General features: G+C 68.5%; 16 protein-coding genes and 4 pseudogenes. 8 read left to right on the top strand and 12 right to left on the bottom strand.

What is annotated here, in order from left to right; translation table 11 throughout:
- Window positions 1-18: 18 nt before the first annotated feature.
- Window positions 19-660 (bottom strand): hypothetical protein, encoded by a 642-nt coding sequence (locus IE265_RS28335; RefSeq protein WP_190038550.1) that lies wholly within the window; start codon window positions 658-660, stop codon window positions 19-21.
- Between the two features lie 284 nt (window positions 661-944).
- Window positions 945-1,601 (bottom strand): RraA family protein, encoded by a 657-nt coding sequence (locus tag IE265_RS28330; protein WP_190038549.1) that lies wholly within the window; start codon window positions 1,599-1,601, stop codon window positions 945-947.
- A gap of 441 nt (window positions 1,602-2,042) precedes the next feature.
- Between IE265_RS28330 and IE265_RS28325 the strand changes: the two genes are divergently transcribed.
- From IE265_RS28325 to IE265_RS28315, 3 genes are all read left to right on the top strand, one after another.
- Window positions 2,043-4,820 (top strand): helix-turn-helix transcriptional regulator, encoded by a 2,778-nt coding sequence (locus IE265_RS28325; protein ID WP_190038548.1) that lies wholly within the window; start codon window positions 2,043-2,045, stop codon window positions 4,818-4,820.
- 317 nt (window positions 4,821-5,137) lie between these two features.
- The gene (locus IE265_RS28320) at window positions 5,138-5,878 is read left to right on the top strand and encodes a hypothetical protein (RefSeq protein ID WP_190038547.1); all 741 of its coding nucleotides are present in this window, start codon (window positions 5,138-5,140) and stop codon (window positions 5,876-5,878) included.
- 143 nt (window positions 5,879-6,021) lie between these two features.
- Window positions 6,022-6,972, top strand: a complete 951-nt coding sequence (locus tag IE265_RS28315; RefSeq protein ID WP_190038546.1) for a GDSL-type esterase/lipase family protein — start codon at window positions 6,022-6,024, stop codon at window positions 6,970-6,972.
- Window positions 6,973-7,103: 131 nt separating this feature from the next.
- On the opposite strand, the pseudogene msrB reads toward IE265_RS28315, so the two are convergent.
- The 3 genes and pseudogenes from msrB to IE265_RS28300 all read right to left on the bottom strand — a co-directional run bounded on the left by msrB (window position 7,104) and on the right by IE265_RS28300 (window position 9,430).
- Window positions 7,104-7,510, bottom strand: a pseudogene (gene msrB / locus IE265_RS28310) (peptide-methionine (R)-S-oxide reductase MsrB).
- Between the two features lie 32 nt (window positions 7,511-7,542).
- Window positions 7,543-8,055 (bottom strand): peptide-methionine (S)-S-oxide reductase MsrA, encoded by a 513-nt coding sequence (gene msrA / locus IE265_RS28305; RefSeq protein WP_190038545.1) that lies wholly within the window; start codon window positions 8,053-8,055, stop codon window positions 7,543-7,545.
- A 172-nt stretch (window positions 8,056-8,227) separates the two neighbouring features.
- The gene (locus IE265_RS28300; protein WP_190038544.1) at window positions 8,228-9,430 is read right to left on the bottom strand and encodes an epoxide hydrolase family protein; all 1,203 of its coding nucleotides are present in this window, start codon (window positions 9,428-9,430) and stop codon (window positions 8,228-8,230) included.
- 414 nt (window positions 9,431-9,844) lie between these two features.
- On the opposite strand from IE265_RS28300, the gene trxA reads away from it, so the two are divergent.
- Complete coding sequence (trxA, locus tag IE265_RS28295; protein WP_190038543.1) at window positions 9,845-10,159, top strand: thioredoxin; 315 nt, start codon at window positions 9,845-9,847, stop codon at window positions 10,157-10,159.
- A gap of 72 nt (window positions 10,160-10,231) precedes the next feature.
- On the opposite strand, the gene IE265_RS28290 is transcribed toward trxA, so the two are convergent.
- The 3 genes and pseudogenes from IE265_RS28290 to IE265_RS39510 all read right to left on the bottom strand — a co-directional run.
- Complete coding sequence (locus IE265_RS28290) at window positions 10,232-10,822, bottom strand: hypothetical protein (protein ID WP_190038542.1); 591 nt, start codon at window positions 10,820-10,822, stop codon at window positions 10,232-10,234.
- A pseudogene (locus IE265_RS28285) lies at window positions 10,819-11,352 on the bottom strand (sensor histidine kinase); the annotation flags it as partial. The pseudogene IE265_RS28285 and the gene IE265_RS28290, both read right to left, overlap by 4 nt.
- Before the next feature lie 103 nt (window positions 11,353-11,455).
- Window positions 11,456-11,536: pseudogene (locus IE265_RS39510) on the bottom strand (IS200/IS605 family transposase); the annotation flags it as partial.
- A 33-nt stretch (window positions 11,537-11,569) separates the two neighbouring features.
- Between IE265_RS39510 and IE265_RS28280 the strand changes: the two are divergent.
- Complete coding sequence (locus tag IE265_RS28280; protein ID WP_190038540.1) at window positions 11,570-12,784, top strand: RNA-guided endonuclease InsQ/TnpB family protein; 1,215 nt, start codon at window positions 11,570-11,572, stop codon at window positions 12,782-12,784.
- 33 nt (window positions 12,785-12,817) lie between these two features.
- Here IE265_RS28280 and IE265_RS28275 read toward each other — a convergent pair.
- Window positions 12,818-13,867 (bottom strand): annotated as a pseudogene (locus IE265_RS28275) (HAMP domain-containing protein); the annotation flags it as partial.
- Window positions 13,864-14,553, bottom strand: coding sequence for a response regulator (locus IE265_RS28270; protein ID WP_190038539.1), 690 nt, complete (start codon window positions 14,551-14,553; stop codon window positions 13,864-13,866). The pseudogene IE265_RS28275 and the gene IE265_RS28270, both read right to left, overlap by 4 nt.
- A 185-nt stretch (window positions 14,554-14,738) precedes the next feature.
- Between IE265_RS28270 and IE265_RS28265 the strand changes: the two genes are divergently transcribed.
- A complete protein-coding gene (locus IE265_RS28265; protein WP_190038538.1) occupies window positions 14,739-15,623 on the top strand; it encodes a DUF3152 domain-containing protein in 885 nt (294 codons plus the stop codon).
- A gap of 163 nt (window positions 15,624-15,786) precedes the next feature.
- Here IE265_RS28265 and IE265_RS28260 read toward each other — a convergent pair whose 3' ends face one another.
- Window positions 15,787-16,377: a hypothetical protein gene (locus IE265_RS28260; RefSeq protein WP_190038537.1), complete on the bottom strand. Its 591-nt coding sequence runs from the start codon at window positions 16,375-16,377 to the stop codon at window positions 15,787-15,789.
- A 239-nt stretch (window positions 16,378-16,616) separates the two neighbouring features.
- Window positions 16,617-16,898, bottom strand: coding sequence for a helix-turn-helix domain-containing protein (locus tag IE265_RS28255; RefSeq protein ID WP_190038536.1), 282 nt, complete (start codon window positions 16,896-16,898; stop codon window positions 16,617-16,619).
- Between the two features lie 62 nt (window positions 16,899-16,960).
- Between IE265_RS28255 and map the strand changes: the two genes are divergently transcribed.
- Together map and IE265_RS28245 are read left to right on the top strand one after the other, a co-directional pair.
- Entirely contained in the window at window positions 16,961-17,728 is a 768-nt protein-coding gene (map, locus tag IE265_RS28250; RefSeq protein WP_190038535.1) for a type I methionyl aminopeptidase, read from the top strand.
- A gap of 120 nt (window positions 17,729-17,848) precedes the next feature.
- Window positions 17,849-18,835 (top strand): hypothetical protein, encoded by a 987-nt coding sequence (locus IE265_RS28245; RefSeq protein WP_190038534.1) that lies wholly within the window; start codon window positions 17,849-17,851, stop codon window positions 18,833-18,835.
- Window positions 18,836-18,989 lie beyond the last annotated feature (154 nt).

Genomic DNA, 18,989 nt, shown 5'->3' with positions numbered 1-18,989 from the left:
GATCTTGCCCGGCCTGGTCTAGCAGTAGCCGTCCACTCGGGCGCCGGTCGGAGTGAGGTCGGGCCAGGGATGTCCTGCCCTGTCGGAGGCAGCGGACCGCAGGAGGTCGAGAACCGTGCACCCCGGGTAGCCCCGAAAACTCGCGTGGAGGCCCCGGTAGTAGCAGCTCCAATAGCTGACGACCCGCCGTTGAGTGCGCGCGAAGAAGGCAGGGTTGTCCACGAGGAACTGCCCGTAGGCGAGATGGCCGCGAGTGCCGGGCACGGCGAGATCACGGAGCTCGTCGCGGATGACGACCAGGATCTCCAGGACGTACTCGCCGACCAACTGCACGACGAAGGGGACGACCCACGGGTCCGTGGAACCAGCGACCTTCTCCAGGTGACGCTGCCTGACCCTGCCGTCGCAGTGCCTTGAGTACAGGCAGTGCAGAAGCTGTTGTTGGCGCGAAGAAAGCGACGCCACCCTGTCAGCCGGCGGCTCGTCGTCGTAGAGACGTCCGGGGATCAGGACCTGTTGGCGCTCGACAACGACGGAGAACGAGGCCTGCGGCTGGTGCCGAGGATCAGGCATCACCGCCAGGACTGCTTCGGCGTCGACTGCGAGCTCGGCCGGGAACGCCGTGATCAACGGATTGCTGCGGTCGGAAAGTGGCTGCACGAGCCGAGCATAGGCGGATGCCTCGGCCAGGTAGTCGCCATTATTGGCTCCACACCCGCCCAACCCGGCGAGGGAATGGGGTCCAGAGCATGGACGGCCCGTCCGGGACGGCCTTGCGGTTCTGGTCCCAACGGCTCACCGGGCCGCGGCGCACCCACTCGCCGCCTCAGCCGCCGCCCATACCGCACGTCGCCGCGGTGACCGCCCGCGAGTACCAAGAGGCCGGATCGGCCCCGGACTGCAGTCCGCCAGCGTTTCTGACCATGCCTCGGCAGGGCCTGACCTCAGGATGGTTCCTGCCGGGGGTACCGCTCGGAACGGATCTCCTGCACGGACCGGGCATCCTCGGCTTCGATCTCCTGCGCCACGGCCAGGACGCGGCCCAGGCTGCGCGCCGGGACGACAACGGCACCGGACGTGTCGGCGAAAACGTAGTCGCCGGGCACGATGCACACGCCCGCGAACTCGACGGCGACATCGGCCGCGTACGGCGTGACCGTGTCGCCGCCCCACCGGGTGGCCTCACCCCGGCACCACGTCGAGAACCCGTGCTCCCGAAGCTCGCCGAAATCCCTCAGTCGCCCGTCCGCCAGGACACCCGCAAGCCCGTGACGAGCCACTCTGGACAGCTTGGTGCCACCGCCGTGGGAGGCCTCCGGGTATCCACCGCTGGACAGGACGAGAACCTTCCCGCCGGGAGATTCCCCCGCGGCGCGACAGAAGAAGTCGGCGAAGGTCTGCGAGCACTGCTCCACATCGTCCCTCCACGGCATGTAGGCGATGGTGGCGGCTTGGCCGAACAGATGCCTGCCGGGCTCAGGGCTTGCCAACGGCAGGACGTGCGCACGATGGTTGTGCACCCTGCCCATTGCGTCCACGAGCGGGGCACAGCCCAGGACGGCGAACGCGTCCCCGAGCCGCAGCTCCTCAGTCACTGTCATGTCTCCCACGGTTCCTCCCTGCGGCTCCTGGTTCCGGGCGGTGCCAAGCCGGCGGATGCACATCGCGATACTCGGTCAGCCCGAGACCGGCTGCGCCGGGGCGCCGAGTCCGGAACTGGTCAGCCCAGCTTGCTCCCGTCGGTCCCCGCGTCGCCCCAGGGACAGTCCCCGGACTGAACCAACGACGACCCGAAGCATCCTGTCGCGGCGGTCCGGACCCGGGGACACAGTAAGTGATCGCGTTGTGGCGATTGGTAGTTGATGCATCCAAAAAGGACTAAAGTCCTGAATCATGCTAATGTGCCTTTTTGATCGGCCTCTCGAGGATCTGTTGATCTCTGAACCTGTCGCAGGCCATCGACCAGCGGGTTCACGCGAGGCGTTGCTCGGTGTCTTCACCTGATCGGGGTGGCTCACGCTGCGGACAGGGAAGAACGGACCATGGGTGATTTTGGGGCCAGATCACAGATCCAGCTGCTGGGTCGAAGCAGTCAGCTAGCCCTGCTGGACCAGGTACTGGACGAAGTGAGAGAGGGGAAGAGCGAGGTCCTCGTTCTCCGCGGCGAGGCAGGCATCGGCAAGACCGCCCTGCTGGACTCCGCAGTGGCCCGGGCCGACGGGTTCCGTATCGCCGCCGTCTCCGGCATCGAGTCCGAGATGGGGCTCCCGTTCGCGAGCCTCCAGCAGTTCTGCGCACCGATGCTGGGCCGGATCCAACGGCTGCCCGAACCGCAGCGCGAAGCACTGTCGGTCGCATTCGGACTCCAGGCAGGTGCACAGCCCAACCGGTTCCTGGTCGGGCTTGCCGTACTCGGCCTGCTGGCCGACACCGCCGAAGACCAGCCGCTGCTGTGCCTCGTCGACGACGCGCAGTGGCTCGATGACGAATCCATGCACGTGCTGGCGTTCGTCGCCAGACGACTGCTCGCGGAACCAGTAGCCCTGATCTTCGCCCTGCGGGAGTCCACCGGCCGGCAACTGACCGGTCTGCCGGGGCTGGTCGTCGATGGACTCACCGAACCCGACGCATGTGCCCTGCTGGCGTTGGCCGTCCGCGTGCCGTTCGACCCTCTCGTACGGGACCGCATCGTCGCCGAGGCCCGCGGCAATCCCATGGCCCTGCTGCACCTGCCGAATGCCCTCACCCCCGCGGAGCTGGCCGGCGGTTTCTGGCTTCCGGGAAGCCATCCCCTGGAAAGCTACATCGAGGAATCCTTCCACCAGCAGTTCCGAGTACTTCCTCAAAGCAGCCGGCAACTCCTGCTGACCGCCGCGGCCGAACCCACAGGTGACATCAACCTGTTGTACCGGGCTGCCACCTTGCAGGACATCACAGCTGAAGCCGCAGCACCGGCCGAGGCCGCCGGGCTGGTCGAGTTCGGGATCAGGGTGAAGTTCCACCACCCCCTGGTACGTTCCGCCATCTACCGGAAGGCGACCGCGCTCGAACGGCGCACGGCCCACAGAGCACTGGCAAGGGCCACGGATTCCCTCCGCGACCCCGACCGCAGGGCATGGCACCGCGCCCACGCCGCTGCACGTCCCGACGAGAGCGTCGCCTCCGATCTGGAACGCTCGGCCGACCGAGTCCGAAGCAGGGGAGGAATCGCTGCGGCAGCCTCCTTCTTGCGCAGGGCGGCAGAGCTGACGCCCGACCCCTCACTGCGCGCCCCACGCGCGCTGGCCGCCGCACAGACCGAGATCGAAGCAGGCGGCGCCGAACAGGCCTACAGCATGCTCGCCGTCGCGGAAGCCTGCCCTCTCGACCCACTGCAGCAGGCTCGACTCGAACGACTGCGGGCTCGCCTGGTCTTCGTCCGCGTGCGCGGGGCCGAAGCGCCGCGTCTCCTCCTGGAAGCCGCTGAACGCCTGGCGCCCCTCGACACCGACCTGGCCCGGGACACCCTGCTGGAAGCTCTCGGAGCAGCGGTCTTCGCAGGCCGGTTGAGTGAGGGCCCCATTCAGCGCAAGATCGCGGAGGAAGCTCGCGCCGGACGCCCGGCGAGGATGGTGCGAACCGTCGACGTGCTCCTGGACGGCATCGCCACTCTGGTCATCGACGGCTTCGCTGCCGGCGCCGACGCCCTCAAGTACGCGCTGGACGCCGTGCGGGAACAGATGAAATCCGGTGTGACGAAGGACAAGCGCTGGCTGTGGCTGGCCTGTCCGGTTGCGCCCGGTCCACTGGCACCGGAGCTGTGGGACGACGAGGCATGGCACGAGTTGGGGATCGGCGCCGTCCGGATCGCCCGCGAGGCGGGGGCACTTGCCGTCCTGCCCATCGCACTGAACTACCAGGCATGCTTCCACGTCTATGCCGGTGAATTCTCGACGGCAGCCGACCTGATCGACGAGGCGACAGCGATCTCGGAGGCAACGGGCAGCCTGCCCATCAGCCATACGTCGCTCCTGCTCAGTGCCTGGAGGGACGAGGAGACCAAGGCGCTGGAGACCATCGAGCGTGGCATCAAGGAAGGGAGTGCTCGTGGGGAAGGGCGCGCCCTCGGGCTGGCAGAGTATGCGACCGCGGTGCTCTGCAACGGCCTTGGCCACCACGAGGAAGCACTCGCGGCCGCCACGTGTGCCTGCGAGTACGAGGACTTCGGATTCTTCGGGTGGGCCCTGGTCGAGCTGATCGAAGCGGCGGCCCGCAGCGGTCACAGGGACGCCGCCGCCGCGGCCCTGGAGAGGCTCACCGAACGTACGCGCGCCAGCGGCACCGCATGGGCCCTCGGCACTGAAGCATGCTGCCGTGCGCTGCTGAGCGATGGCGCGGATGCCGAAGACCTCCATCGGAAGGCGATCGCGCATCTCGAGCGCAGCGAGATCGCCATCCACCTTGCCCGGGCCCGACTGCTCTACGGCGAGTGGCTGCGGCGCGAGAACCGCCGCCAGGAGAGCCGAGGCCAACTGGGCTTCGCCTACGAGACATTCAGCGCCATGGGAGCCGCCAGTTTCGCCGAGCGCGCTCTTCGGGAGCTGACTGCGACAGGCGCGACCGCACGCAAGCGGACCGTCGGCTCCGACGTCGAACTCACCGGCCAGGAAGCTCAGATCGCCAGGATGGCCGCGGACGGGCACACCAACGGGGAGATCGCCGAGCAGTTGTTCATCAGCCCCCGCACGGTCGAGTGGCACCTCGGCAACGTCTTCGCGAAGCTCGGGGTCAAGTCCCGCAGACACCTGCAAGGAGCCCTGCCTGCACGCGGAGCGAAATAGTCCAGCGGCGGGAATCGCAGCTTCGGTGTTTCGAGCGGCCCTCGACGGCGCGGCAACCCCCTCACGCGCCGACCTCCTACGGCCGGGGCCGCGCCCGCCATGGTCCCTGACGCTGACTGCCGCTATTGGCCCGGTGGGCCCTGCTCCCGCCCGGCCTGCCGTCATCGCTGCCCGCGAAGACCCCATCGCTCGAGGCGGCGGCCGATGGCGACTGGGCACTGGTGTGGCCACAGGGCACACCGGGCCGGCCTGGTCCGAGAGCCCGCTCAGCTCTGCGATGATCATGCCGCAGGTGAAGGGCACGCTGGAGGCACAGAATGATTTCCGAGCCGGAGTTGGCCGGGGAGTTCGACGCGATCGAGACCCGCGAGATCGTGGGCGGCATCGACCGGGAGCCCACTGAAGCACGTCAGCCATGGATGTGGGCACTGGGAGGGGCGCTCGCGGCTTCAGTGCTCTGGGCGGCGGCGGTGTTTCAGTTCGGGCTGGGCGACATGAGGCCGGATGCACGTGGATACCGGATCACCAAGGACTCCTGCCGGTCAGTGCGGCTGACGTCCCTGGGCGCGTCGATCGCACCGAGAGACCCCGCCAACGTGATCGATTCAGGGCTGTTGGCGCATCCCGCACTGGACCAGATCCAGTGCTCCATACCTCTTCGGCTTGAGGCGGACGCCAAGAAGCAGGAGGAGTCGGGCCGATTCACGAACTACACCGTCCATGTCACGGTGGCACTGCACTCGAAGGACGACCCCGGCGCCGAGTTCGAGGCGCTGCGTCGGGTGACCGGCATGGGTGTGGTCTCCGAGTCCAATGTGAAGACCGTTCCCTACCTCGGCGACCGTGCCTACATGATCGCCCGGGGCGCTGACAGCACCGAACTGCGAGTGCTGGACGGCGCAGCAGTTCTCACTCTCGCGCTCTCCGTGATTACCTACTACGCGAGCGGAGCGGCTGACGACATCGACGACAGGCCGGATGACACCCTGGATCTGTCGTCCTATCAGGCAGCCATGATCAACGACATGCGTGACGTGATGTCGAGCCTCAAGCAGTAGGGCGACGACCGGCTGGGAGGATCGCCGCCGAGGCTTCCGCGTGCCTCGCGGCTCCCCGGGCGGGCAGGTGGCCGCGAGACTCGGGGCCGCGGTCCTGCACGACAGCCCGTACCATCGGCAGTATTCGGGTCAATACTCAAAAAATGGGGCCATGGCTCACCGTGAACGAGCTTCGTCCCCATGCACTCTTCTCCTTCGGAACGCTGACGCATGCACCGGTCCAGGCCGCACTCTTCGGCCGCGCCGTACCCAGTTCACCGGCGTCGCTGGCCGGCTACAGGACCAGGCCGCTCACCATCACTGATCCCTTCGTGATCGCTGCCAGCGGCCTCGATGTCCATATGACGCTGGAGTGCAGGCTCGGCGGCACGGTCGACGGCGCTCTCCTGCGCCTCACCGACCAGGATCTGGCTGCGGCCGATGCCTACGAAGTCGACGACTACGTCCGCAGGCGGGTGCGCCTCTCCTCCGGGGAGCCCGCCTGGGCCTATGTGGATGCGAAGCCGCTGCGCCCGGCAGCACGCATCGCCATCCTGGGCGACGGAATCGCCTACGGGCGGTGCGACCCGCACGGGGGATGGGCGGCCCGCCTGGCGGCTGACCACATCGCCAGGAACGAGAACGAGCACCGCGTCTTCAACCTTGCCGTTCCTGGCAGCACGCTCAGGGGAGTCGCCGAGCAGGTGTCGACGTTGTTGGCTCCCCGTCGACCTGACACCGTCCTTGTGGCGGCCGGCATGAATGACTCCTCCCTGCCGCTTGCTGCCAACCGCCGCGACGGGCTGCAACACATGGCGGAGCACCTCGACGTGATCGCGGCCTCGATCGAGGGCCACGGTGCGCGACTCGTCGTCATGGGCCCCACCTGGATCGACGAGACGCGCACCCTTGACCACGAGGGCGCGCGATACACCGAGGCCCGGGTCACGGTCCTGCGCGAACTCCTCCAGGTCTGGTGCGACGACAATCACGTCGACCGCTTGGACATGTGGGAGCCGTTGCGAGGCGATCCGGCACTGCTTGACGACGGTCTGCACCCCACACCCGAAGGACACCGGAAGCTCTACCACCACCTCCGCGCCCTCAGCCGCTGAGGATGGGGCGGGGGACCGGCCCTCTGCTGTGTCGTGACGACAGCCGGCCGCACGCACCGGAGTGGTCACTGGGCCGAGAAGTCGGCGGCACCGGCGCACGGAGACCACGGGTGCAACGGCGGCGTTTCGCGTCAGCTCTCGTCCGGTGTCAGCCGCATGGAAATGCTGTTGATGCAATACCGCTGGTTCGTAGGGGTCGGAAACCCCTCGCCGGCGAACACATGGCCGAGGTGCGAACCGCACCGGGCGCCCTGACCTCGGTCTGCACCGTGCCCAGCGACCGGTCCTCGACCAGTTCGACCGCGTCGGAGTCCTTCGGGTCGTAGAAGGAGGGCCAACCTGAGCGGGAGTCGAACTTCTCCTCGGACGTGAACAGTTCGGCGCCACAAGCGCGGCAGGAGTAGACACCCTTCGTCTTGGTGTCGGTGTATTCGCCGGTGAACGCAGGCTCTGTGGCAGCCTTGCGCAGAACCCTGTACTCGACGGGGGACAGCTCCGCGCGCCATTCCTCATCCGACTTCTCGACCTGATACGACATGCAACTCAGTCCTTCACGCAGGTCGAGTCGCGCTACGCTGCTGCGCGTTTCGGCAGCTTCCAGTGCGGTCGCGGGAAGTGGCAGGTGTAGCCCTCGGGGAATTTCTGCAGGTAGTCCTGGTGCTCCGGCTCGGCTTCCCAGAACGCGCCGGCGGGCACGACCTCGGTGACCACCTTCCCCGGCCACAACCCCGAGGCGTCGACATCGGCGATGGTTTCCTCCGCGACGGCTCGCTGCTTGTCGTCGAGATAGAAGATGGCGGAGCGGTAACTGGAGCCGATGTCACCTCCCTGCCGGTCCCTCGTCGTCGGGTCGTGGATCTGGAAGAAGTACTCCAGGATCGTGCGGTAGTCCGTCTTGGCCGGATCGAAGGTGATCTCGATCGACTCTGCGTGGCCTTCGTGATCGTGGTAGGTGGCGTTGGGCAGGGTTCCGCCGCTGTACCCCACCCGGGTGTCCAGGACGCCCGGTGCCATCCGGAGCAGGTTCTGCATGCCCCAGAAGCAGCCACCCGCCAGCAGGGCCTTTTCCTCGGTGGAGTTCATGGTCTGTTTCCGTTTCATCCGGCCTGCCCGACTCCGCTCCCGTGCCGGAACCCGAGACCGTCAACGGGGTCGAAGAGGGCGAGAAGCTCCGGTCGAGGTGGGCGACCGAGCAGCCCGCCCTCTCCGCCCGGCAGCCGCGCAGGCCTCGGCGTGCACGGGCCGGCGAATGCCGTCACTTGCGCAGGGACCGGAGGCCGTTGCGGACCTCGTCGACGAAGATCTCCGGCTGTTCCCAAGCGGCGAAGTGCCCACCCGCAGCCACCCTGTTGTAGTGGATGAGGTTGGGGTACGCCTGCTCTGCCCAGGTCCTGGGCGGCAGGTACATCTCGTCGGGGAAGACGCTGACCGCGACCGGCAGCTTGACGCCGCTGCGGCCGAAGAACGGCTTCGTGTTCTCCCAGTAGAGGCGGGCCGCGGAGACCGACGTGTTCGTCAGCCAGAAGAGCGTGATGTTGTCGAGGACGTCGTCACGCGTCAGGCCGGTGGGCTCCCCGGCGAAGGCCCGGGTGATGAGCTGCAGGCTCTTGTGGTCGTGGTCGATCATGAAGGCGGCCAGGCCGATGGGAGAGTCCGCCAAGCTCGCCAGCGACTGCGGTCGGGATCCCATCAGGTACGCGTAGTAGACGTGCGAGTACGCGAACTTCAGCTGCTCGACCGCGGCCTGCTCCTCTTCGTTGAGCGGAGGGGTGTCTTCCGGGACGGGCTGGAAGGTGATGAGCGCTGCGTCGAGTTCCGCCGGAACGGTCTTGGCCATGTTGGTGTGGATGCCGACCAGGCCCTCGGGTTCCTGAGCGGCCATGATGTCCGTGACGATCGCGCCCCAGTCGCCGCCCTGTGCCGCCCAGCGGGTGTATCCCAGGCGCTTCATCAGTTCCGGCCAGGCCCGCGCCATGCGCTCGGGGCCCCATCCGGTCTCTGTCGGCTTGCCCGAGAAGCCGTAGCCGGGCATCGACGGGACGACCAGGTGGAAGGCGTCCGAGGCGTCCCCGCCGAATTTCGTGGGGTTGGTGAGCGGCTCGATGATCTTCGCCTGCTCGATGACGGAGCCCGGCCAGCCGTGAGTGACGATGAGCGGCAGAGCATCCTCGTGCGGGGAACGCACGTGGATGAAGTGGATGTCCAGTCCGTCGATCTCGGTGATGAAGTTCGGGAAGGCCGAGAGCGTTGCCTGGACCCTTCCGAAGTCGTAGTCGTTGCCCCAGTAGCGGGCGATTTCCCGCAAGGTGTCGAACGGGCTGCCTTGCGACAGGTCGGAGACGGTCTCCTTCTCGGAAAAGCGCGACGAGGCGATCCGCCTGCGCAGATCAGCCATGTCCGCCTCGGCGAACTCGACGGTGAACGGTAGGACGCTGGTCCTTTCGGCTGTGACAGACATGTGGAGATCTCCCTACTGCCGGTGGTGTCCCAGACACGTTTTGCCGGTGACTGCACAAGCCTTGTGCAGGGGCAGTGGGTGTCGCCCCAGGGGAACCCCTGGGAAGCGGCCCTGGAATGGTCCCCCGGGTCCCCGGGGGACCATTCCAGGGCCGCAATGCTTCGCACCCGGCTGCTCGTGAGGTCGGCCAGCACGGGCCGACGCGGGCCCTGTGCGGTACCTTCGGTAGTACCTGTTTCTGATAAACGCGCGGCCGTTTCGACCGCCGGCGCGAGTCGCTGTCAGGCACTGCCGCACTTCTCGTCACGGAGAATCTGTGCGGCGCGGTTCAGCGGTCCGAGAAGCGGCGCAGGTGATTGGGAGTAGGGATCCCACGACGTACCGCGGCGGGATACTCGAGCATGCGAGGTACCGATGAGGGCCGTAAGCGACGCCGATTTCGACGAGGTCGTCCTCAAGAGCAGCAAGCCAGTCCTGGTCGACTACTGGGCCGAGTGGTGCGCGCCGTGCAGGCTGATCGCACCGGTTCTGGAGGAGATCTCTGCCGAGCACGGGGACAAGCTCGAGATCGTCAAGATGAACGTCGATGAGAATCCGGTGACACCTGCGAAGGCCGGAATCTCGGGAATTCCGGCGCTGCACGTGTTCTCCGGCGGCGAGGTCGTCAAGCAGATCCTGGGTGCCAAACCCAAGGCAGCCCTGCTTGAGGACCTGAAGGAATTCATCTGAGTCCGCGGGGTCCGATCATCGAGGCGCCCCCCTCGCCTGTGGCGGCGCCGGGACGCCGGGTGGTCCCGCGCCTCACGGCTGCGGAAGGTCGGGACACGGCTTTGCCGACTGGGTCAGCGTCCATCCGTCGCCGAACACCTGGACGCTGGTGTGCGCGGGGGAGCGTCGTGCTTGGACCGGAGGAGCCGCAGGGGCTGTGCCCTCCCGTGTCTCCGAGGGCTGTGCGGCAACCGCGCCGCCCACGTACGCCACCGTGCACGCCAACTGCAGCATGGCCGGTCGGCTGAGGGGGGCGACACCGCGGGGGAGACCGATGCCGACGCTCTTGCCGCTGCCGGCCTGCACGTCCGGTGCGTCCGTGAGGCGGGGAAGCTCCGTGGTGGCCGTCGCGGCCTCGCTCGTAGTCGGTCCACCGAACAACTGCCGTACGACGGTCCCGAGATCCACGGGATCGCGGAACTCGCGGGGGTAGGCCGTCAGGACCCCTTCGTCCAGGAAGTAGAGGGGGACGGAGACGAACGCTGAGGCCCTCGGGTCGGGGGCGAGCATGCCGCCGGCCGGCTCTCCGGCCTGGATGACGTCGGACGGAGGGACCCCGCACCCTGTCAGCGTGATCGCGGCTGCGAGTCCGACCAACAGCGCCGCCCCGGGCGAGCCCTTCACCGGGCACCCGCGGCGGAGTCGTCGTCGGCTGCCATGTCGCGGTTCAGGGGGAGTTCGACCGTGAACGCCGCTCCGCCGCCGGCAAGGTTCGCGGCCCTGATGCGTCCTCCGTGCAGGTGCACGTTCTCCGAGGTGATGGCCAGGCCCAGTCCGCTGCTCTCACTTCTGGTCCGTGTCGTGCTCGCCTTGTAGAAGCGCTCGAAGATATGGGGCATGGCCTCCTCGACGATGCCGGGGCCCTTGTCGCACACCTCGATGACGGCCCATGTGTCCGCCTGCTCCTGTCTGACCTCCAGGGTCAACCGCACGGGCGGCGCTCCGTGACGCAGTGCGTTGCCGACCAGGTTGGCTGTCACCACGTCGAGGCGGCGCGGATCCACACGCGCTCGAAGGGTGCCCGGTGGGGGCAGGTGGGCTTCCACCCGGTCCTGCCACCCCCGTGCGACGAGGGTGCGCCGGACGAACTCGCCCAGGTCGACGTCGTCCAGGGTGAGTTCGGCGGCGCCCGCGTCGAACCGGGAGATCTCCATCCCTGATCTTGCGTGGGTATCCCCGGGTTCAGTCGGGGAGGGAAACGCATCCTCGACGCGGAGGCGCGAAGCGCCGGAGTGCTCTTCGTCTTCGTGGTGGTGGTCAGACAGGCCGCTTCTGGCTCTCGATGTATTGACGGATCACAGTCAGCGGCGCTCCGCCACAGGACCCGGCGAAGTAGGATCAAGGGAACTCGATTGGAGGGGGTGGGCTGAAATGATCCGGGCGTACAAGTTCCTCATGCGGCCCACCGTGCGTCAGGAGCAGGCGCTGGGCGAGATGCTGCGGGATCACTGCTCCCTCTACAACGGGGCACTGCAGGAACGCCGCGATGCCTACCGGCACGGCTCGAGGACGAGCGTCACGTACGGGATCCAGTCCGGGCAGCTCAAGGAGATCCGGGCGTTCGACCCGCAGCGGCAGGGCCGCTGGTCGTTCTCCTCGCAGCAGGCCACCCTGCGCCGTCTCGACAAGGCGATGCAGGCGTTCTTTCGTCGCGTCACGTCCGGCGAGACGCCCGGTTACCCGCGCTTTCGTGGGGTGAACTGGTTCGACACGGTGGACTTCCCCAAGGACGGGGACGGCTGCCGGTGGGACTCCACCCCGCACGACCCCGTGACCCGCGTCCGCTTCCAGGGCGTCGGTCATGTCAAGGTCAACCGGCACCGGCCGGTGGTCGGCAGGGTCAGGACCGTGTCCGTCAAGCGCGAGCGCCGCAAGTGGCATGTCGTTCTCACCGCGGAGCAGCCCCGGCCCGAGCCTCTTCCCGGGACCGGCAGCGTGGTCGGCATCGACCTCGGCATCGCCTCGTTCCTCACCACCTCTCACGGCGAGCACATCGCCAACCCGCGCCACGCCCACACGGCCGCCGCCAAGCTGGAGACCGCACAGCGGGCGCTGTCCCGGTATCCGCGCCGCAAGGCGAAGGACCGCACCAAGAACCATCAGCGGGCCGTGGAGCGCGTCGCCGCTCTGCACGGCACGGTGCGCCGCCGGCGCCTGGACCACGCGCACAAGACCGCTCTGGACCTGGTGCGCCGACACGGTTTCATCGCGCACGAGGACCTCAGGATCCGCAACATGGCCAGGTCGCCCGCGCCGAAACCCGACCCCGGCCAGGCAGGCGCGTTCCTGCCCAACGGTGGCGCCGCCAAGGCCGGACTCAACAGGTCGATCAACGATGCCGGATGGGGGGTGTTTTTGACGATCCTGCACGCCAAGGCTGAAAGCGCCGGACGGGAAGTGATCGCCGTGGACCCCCGCAACACCTCACGCGAGTGCCCCGAATGCGGGCACACCGCCAAGGAAAACCGGCCCACACAGGAAAAGTTCCACTGCCAGGCGTGCGGCCACACCGCGCACGCCGACACCGTGGGTGCGATCAACGTTCTACGGGCCGGGCTGGTCCGCCGCAACGCCAACCCGGCCTAGCGAGAAGCCCCCTCGTTCACGAGGGGGAGGAGTCACGAGGTCGTTCACCAGTCCGCTCAGCCGACTGGTCCCCTCACTGATGAGCCGCAGCGCCTCGCCGGTGTCCCGATTCAGGTGCGGTGCGTTCTCGTCGAGCACGTCGGTGACCGCGGACATCGCCGCCAAGGGTGTCCTCAACTCGTGGGAGACGTCCGCGACGAAGCGGCGCGCCTGGGCTTCCAGGCGGCGCAACTCCGTGACCGAATGCTCCAAAGCGGCCGCCGTGTGGTTGAAGGACCGCGAGAGGTCGGCCAGTTCGTCGGAACCATCGGCGGACAGCCGGACGTCGAGGTGCCCCTCGGCCATCCGGCGTGTAGCCTCCCGCAGCGCCCGTACGGGGCGGAGCACGCCGCGCGCGGCCAGCAGCGCCAGGACGACGGCCAGCCCCAGTGCCACCAGAGTGGCGTGCTCGATGGCGCTGACCATGGCTTCGACGTAGGCCTGTTCGGTGTCCTGCGGCACCACCAGGTACATCGCCATCCCCGAGAGCCTCGACTCCGTGCCCTCGCCGCTGCTGTATGTGACCGGCATTCCGACGACGAGGTAGGGGTGCCCGTCGTCGTTCACCCGTTGGAACACCGCGGCACGTTTGGTGTCCACGGACTCGCGCAGTTGCGGGCTGAGCTTGCCGAAGTCGGCGTTCGGGGCAGAGGCACGGATGCTGCCGTAGGTGGCCAGAACCCGCCATCCCTGTGATTGGTTGGCGTGCAGTACCTGGTTCACCACCTTCTGCAGATGGCTCTGGCTCGGAGCCCGGGGAATGGCGACCACCGCGGCGTCGACACTGGTCCGGAACTGCCGGATCACGGAGTCCTGGCTCTGCTGCAGCACGCCCGTGCGCGCCTCCCGGAAGGCCACCGCTCCCGCGCTCAGGGCACTGGCCATGGCCACCAGGACGAAGGCCACCACCAAGCGTGCGCGCAGGCCCCGCAGCGCGAGCGGGATCTTCGCCAGGGGTGCCCGCCGGACTTGTGCCCACCAGTGGCACCGTCCGGCCGCGACGGTTTCACGCCTGCGCACCCACGCAGACTGGCGGCTGCTCACGGGGAACCGAAGCGATAGCCGAAGCCGCGTACGGTCTGGACGTAGCGGGGATCTCCGCCGAGCTCACCGAGCTTGCCGCGCAGTCGCTTCACACACGCGTCGACGAGGCGTATGTCGCCGTAGTAGCTGTGCTCCCAGACCGCTTCCAGCAGCTGCTGGCGGCTGAACACCTGTCCCGGCGAGGCCGACAGGGTGAGCAGCAGCCGAAGCTCGGAGGGAGCGAGTGCGACCGCTTCGCCACGGTGTGTGACCGTGAGCCCGGCCCTGTCGATGACCAGCTCGCCATGAGACTCCGCCCTGGGCCGGACGGAGTCGGACACCGAGGCGTCCTGCCTGCGCAGTACGGCCCGTATTCGCGCGTCCAGCACCCGGGCCCGCACGGGCTTCACCACGTAGTCGTCCGCGCCGGCCTCCAGCCCCACGACCACGTCGATGTCATCGCCCTTGGCGGTCACCATGATGATCGGCACCTGGTCGCGGTCCCTGATCCGCCGGCACACATCGAGGCCGGACGTGCCGGGCAGCATGAGGTCGAGCACGACGACGTCCGGGTGGAAGGGATGGAGCTGCTCCAACCCCTCCTCACCCGTCTCGGCGGCAAAGACGTCATGACCTTGGTGTCGTAGTCCCAACTGGACAGCCATGCGGACATCTGGGTCGTCTTCGACGACAAGGACTCGTGGCACGTCGACAGTCTAAGCAGAACGCGTCAGGCCACTGGCCTGCGAAGAAGCCCTTCCCGGGTGTTGTTGCAGAAGGGTCACATCGGTGCGCGCACGGCGGGTGACGAGACGCCCGGGCGGCCGCTCGTTATCGTTTCGTGACCGTTCGAACTCGTCACGATCACGTGCGATGACCACTTTCGGGTGCCATGCAATCGGCACGACAGCAGGAACACGCATCGACGGCCCGCAGCGCCGTGGCCCCTCGCCACGGTGTCCGTCGCCGGTCCTCGCACCGCCGGGGCCGGCCGCGCAGTCGGGGCCGGCGGTACCTGGTCGGCGCGCTGGCCGTCGCGGCCCTGCTCGGCTCCGCCGCGTTCTTCCTGGACGACGAGCGCAGCGGCACGCCGAGTGCCGCGCCGCACCGGCGCGGCACGGCCACCGCCACGCCCACCCCGCCGTCCACGCCCACTCCGACCCCGAAGTCCACCCCGACCCCCACGTCCACCGAGATCGATGTCCCCTTGAAGGGCTCAGGAACGTTCGTCACCGCGCGGTCCGGCGGAGCTAAGGTGGGGCGCGGTCCGCGTCCGCTCCGGTACGTGGTGAAGGTCGAGTCCGGCCTCGACATCCCGCCGGCCCGAGCGGCGGACGAGATCGCCGACATCCTCGCGGCCCCCCGGGGCTGGACCGAGAACCCCGCCCACTCGTTTCAGTTGGTGGGCGCGGGAGAGCCCCACGACCTCACGGTGACGATCGCGACACCGGGGACGGCGGACGCCCTGTGCTGGGAGGGCATCCAGCAGGACACGCAAGGTGTGTACAACTGCGAGGTCCCCGGCGGGGTGGTGGTGAACCTCAAGCGCTGGGTCTCGGGCTCGCCCACCTTCGACGGTCCGATCCACGACTACCGTGCGCTGATCATCAACCACGAGATGGGGCACTTCCTCGGCCACACGCACAGGACCTGCGCCGGCCCGGGCCAACTGGCTCCCGTGATGATGCAGCAGATCAAGGGCCTGCACGGATGCGTCGCCAACGCCTGGCCCTACGACAAGGACGGCCGCCTCGTCACCGGGCCGCGTGTGCAGTGAACGGTGACGAGCGGCATGCGGGCCGAGAGGCGGGTCGGAATCAGTGATGGGCGGCTCACCGAGGAGCGTGCGGGAGAGCCCGGATGCGCTCCTGGGGGCGGCGGGCGGCGGAAGTCCGAGGATGTCGGTCGGCAAACACCGCTCGCCCTGGTGGGACGCCTCCTCACTCGTCCTGGCCGGGCCAGGACGCCACGAGGTCGCGGTAGTGGGCGAACCGGGGGCCTGGCACCGTGTCCCGGACCGGCCGACCGTTCAGCCAGCAGACCTGGAGGACGTCGCTCTCGGTGTCGAGCAGGCAGCACACGCCGCCACTGGCGGCGGCGAGGTCGGTGAAGACGGTCCTGACGCTCTCGGACTGCTCGAACAGCAGACTCATCCCGGTCGTGGCGGCCATGAACCCCATGGATGCGAAGCGCGGGTGCGGCGCAGGCGCGAACCGGACCGTGAGGTAGATGTATCCGATCTGGATTCTGCCGAGCTCGTCGCGTGCGGCGCCACTGTCGAACTTGTCCACCACGTCGTCGACGGCGAACATGATCGAGGTGTCGAGTTGGAGTCTGCCGGTCGTGGAGCAGTCCACCGGCTCGCTCTCGAAGTGGGACGTGAAGGGCAGGACGAGCTCGTCACCGCCGGGCAGGGTGACAGTGAGCGGTGGTACGGCACGGGTCGGGGGCGCCAGTTTGGTGAGTTCGAGGAGTGCCCCGGCGACGTTCTCGGTCGGCAGCAGGATTTCGTAACTGTAGTCAAGTCCCATGCGATCCACTCCCGTTGGTCGAACTGGATCTTCCCATGGCGCGTGCGCGGGTAGGTCCGAGGGCTCGGGCGCAGGTTCCGAGGGAGGGGCTCTGTGGGTGAGTCGCGGGGCGGCCGGCGGCTGCGATCCGCACCGAAAGTGCTCTCTCCTGGACCCTGCGCGGGCGCGATGTCCGCCCAAGCCTCGGATCGGTGTCGTCGCGGACGGGGTGCCGGGTGGACTGCGCGGCACCCTGGCGTTCACGCCGAAAGGGCCTGACCGTCCGCGTCGGCATCGGCGTCCGCCGCGCAGGCCGTGGCCAGGTCGTCCAGTGACAGGTTCAGCGCGTGGGCCAGTGCCGCGACGGTGAAGAAGGCGGGGGTCGGGGCGCGGCCGGTCTCGATCTTGCGCAGCGTCTCCGCGGACACTCCGGCCGCCGCCGCCACGTCCACCATGCTGCGTTCGCCGCGGGCCTCGCGGAGCAGGGCGCCGAACCGCTCTCCGCGCTGCCGCTCTTCCGGACTCAAAGGAACTCTGACCATACCCGTGATACTAATACCGGTATAAGTATTGGGTTGCATCGCATCGCAGGGAGTCATGGCACATGGTGGAGATCAAGTCCGACACGGCACTGGAGGCCATGCGTGAGGCCGGACGCGTAGTGGCGCAGGCCCTCGCGGCCGCCCGCCGAACAGCAGCCGTGGGCGTCGGCCTGCGCGACCTCGACGAAGCCGCCCGAGCCGTCCTGGCCGAAGCCGGGGCACGCTCCCCGTTCCTGGGCTACCAGCCCTCCTTCGCCCCCGTCCCCTTCCCCGCCGTGATCTGCGCCTCCGTGAACGATGCCCTCGTGCACGGCATCCCGGACGACTACCGGCTGCGCGACGGCGACCTGGTCAGCGTGGACTGCGGGGCCGAGCTCGACGGCTGGACCGGCGACGCCGCGATCAGCTTCACCGTCGGCACCCCCCGTCCCGCCGACCTGGAACTGATCGCCGCCACCCAGCAGGCGCTGGACGCGGGCATCGCAGCCGCAACCGTGGGCCACCGCATCGGCGACATCTCCCACGCGGTCAACGCCGTCGCCCGCAAGGCCGGCTGCGGCATGCCCGCCGACTTCGGCGGCCACGGCATCGGCCGCCAGATGCACGAGGACCCGCACGTCCCGAACCACGGACGGCCGGGCCGAGGCTTTCCCCTGCGCCACGGTCTGACCCTCGCCATCGAGCCCATGCTGATGGCAGGAGGCCGGGACGACTACTACACCGACTCCGACGGCTGGACCATGCGCACGATCGACGGCAGCCGCGCCGCGCACATCGAGCACACCATCGCCGTCACCGAGGACGGCCCCCGCATCCTCACCCTGCCCTGACCTGGTCCCGACCCCCGACGCAGGCTCTTCGCGATCATGGTGGAAATCCCGTGGAAGCGGTGTCACCGGTGCCGCTTATGCTGCACCGAACGATCACGCGGGACCAGGGGAGGGCGCAGCATGTTCGGCAAGCTGTTCGGTGGGGCCACGGAGAGACCGGAGGCGGGTCCGTACGCCCTTCCTGTCCCGAGCAGGCAGAAGAACGGGATGCACAAGCTGCGTGCTCTCGGGGACACACGGGTCCTCGCGCTGATCGAGGCGGCCGACGCGGGTGACTGGCCGGCGGTCAAGGCGGCGCTGGCCCCCTTCGACCTCGGCAGCGACCACCAAGTCCTGGGCGAACTCTCCGAGTTGGACGGTCTGCAGGACTGGATCGGCGCGGCTGCCGACGAGGACAAGGAGCACCGTGCGACGGCCCTGCTGATATCCGGCACGCGGCACATCAGCTGGGGCTGGGAGGCACGCACCGACGCGCGCGCCGTACATGTCACGCAGGACCAGTGGCGGCTCTTCCGCGAGCGGCTCAAGATCGCGGAGGAGCAGCTGCTGGAGGCCGCGGAGCTGCGGCCGGAATGGGTCACCCCGTGGCGTCAGCTGCTCACCTCCGGCCGCGGCATGTCCCTGGGTGACGCGGTCAACCAGGCCCGGTTCGACGCCGGCATGCGCCGTGACCCGTTGGACCTGGACATCCACGTCGAGCGGCTGTCGCAGTTGCAGCCGCGCTGGGGCGGCGAGCCGGGACAGGCGCTGGCCTTCGCCCAGGAGGCCGCCGCCGGCGCGCCGCCGGGGCATCGTCTGGGCTGTGTGGTCGCCATGGCGTACATCGAGGAGTGGGTGGAGTCGGAGCGCGGCGACTACCTGGAGACCTCGGAGATCCGGGCGCAGCTGCGGGAGGCCGCGGACCACAGCATCCTCCACCCCGCCTACGTGCGCCGCCCGGGCTGGCAGCACGATTTCAACATGTTCGCCATGGCGCTGTCGCTGGCCGAGGAGCGCCATACGGTGCGGCGTGTCTTCCAGGCGCTCGACGGCGCGTACACCCGGTGGCCCTGGGTCTACTTCGCGGAACCCGAGAAGCAGTTCGCCCGCCGCCACCGCCGCGCCTAGCGGGTCGTTGCCCGGCCCCGCCGCGGCGTCCGACCGGGTCCTCCGGTCCCGGCCGCGGTTCCGGAGCGGGACGCCGTCACCGGCCGTTCCCGCCACTGCATCGTTCGACCGGGACACCCGCCCCTGTTCCGCCCGTCACCCGTCGCCCCTTCAC

Source organism: Streptomyces fructofermentans, assembly GCF_014651055.1.
Classification (GTDB): Bacteria; Actinomycetota; Actinomycetes; order Streptomycetales; family Streptomycetaceae; genus Streptomyces; species Streptomyces fructofermentans.
The sequence above is the reverse complement of the archived record's forward strand: the minus strand, read 5'-3'. Positions and strand labels throughout refer to the sequence as shown.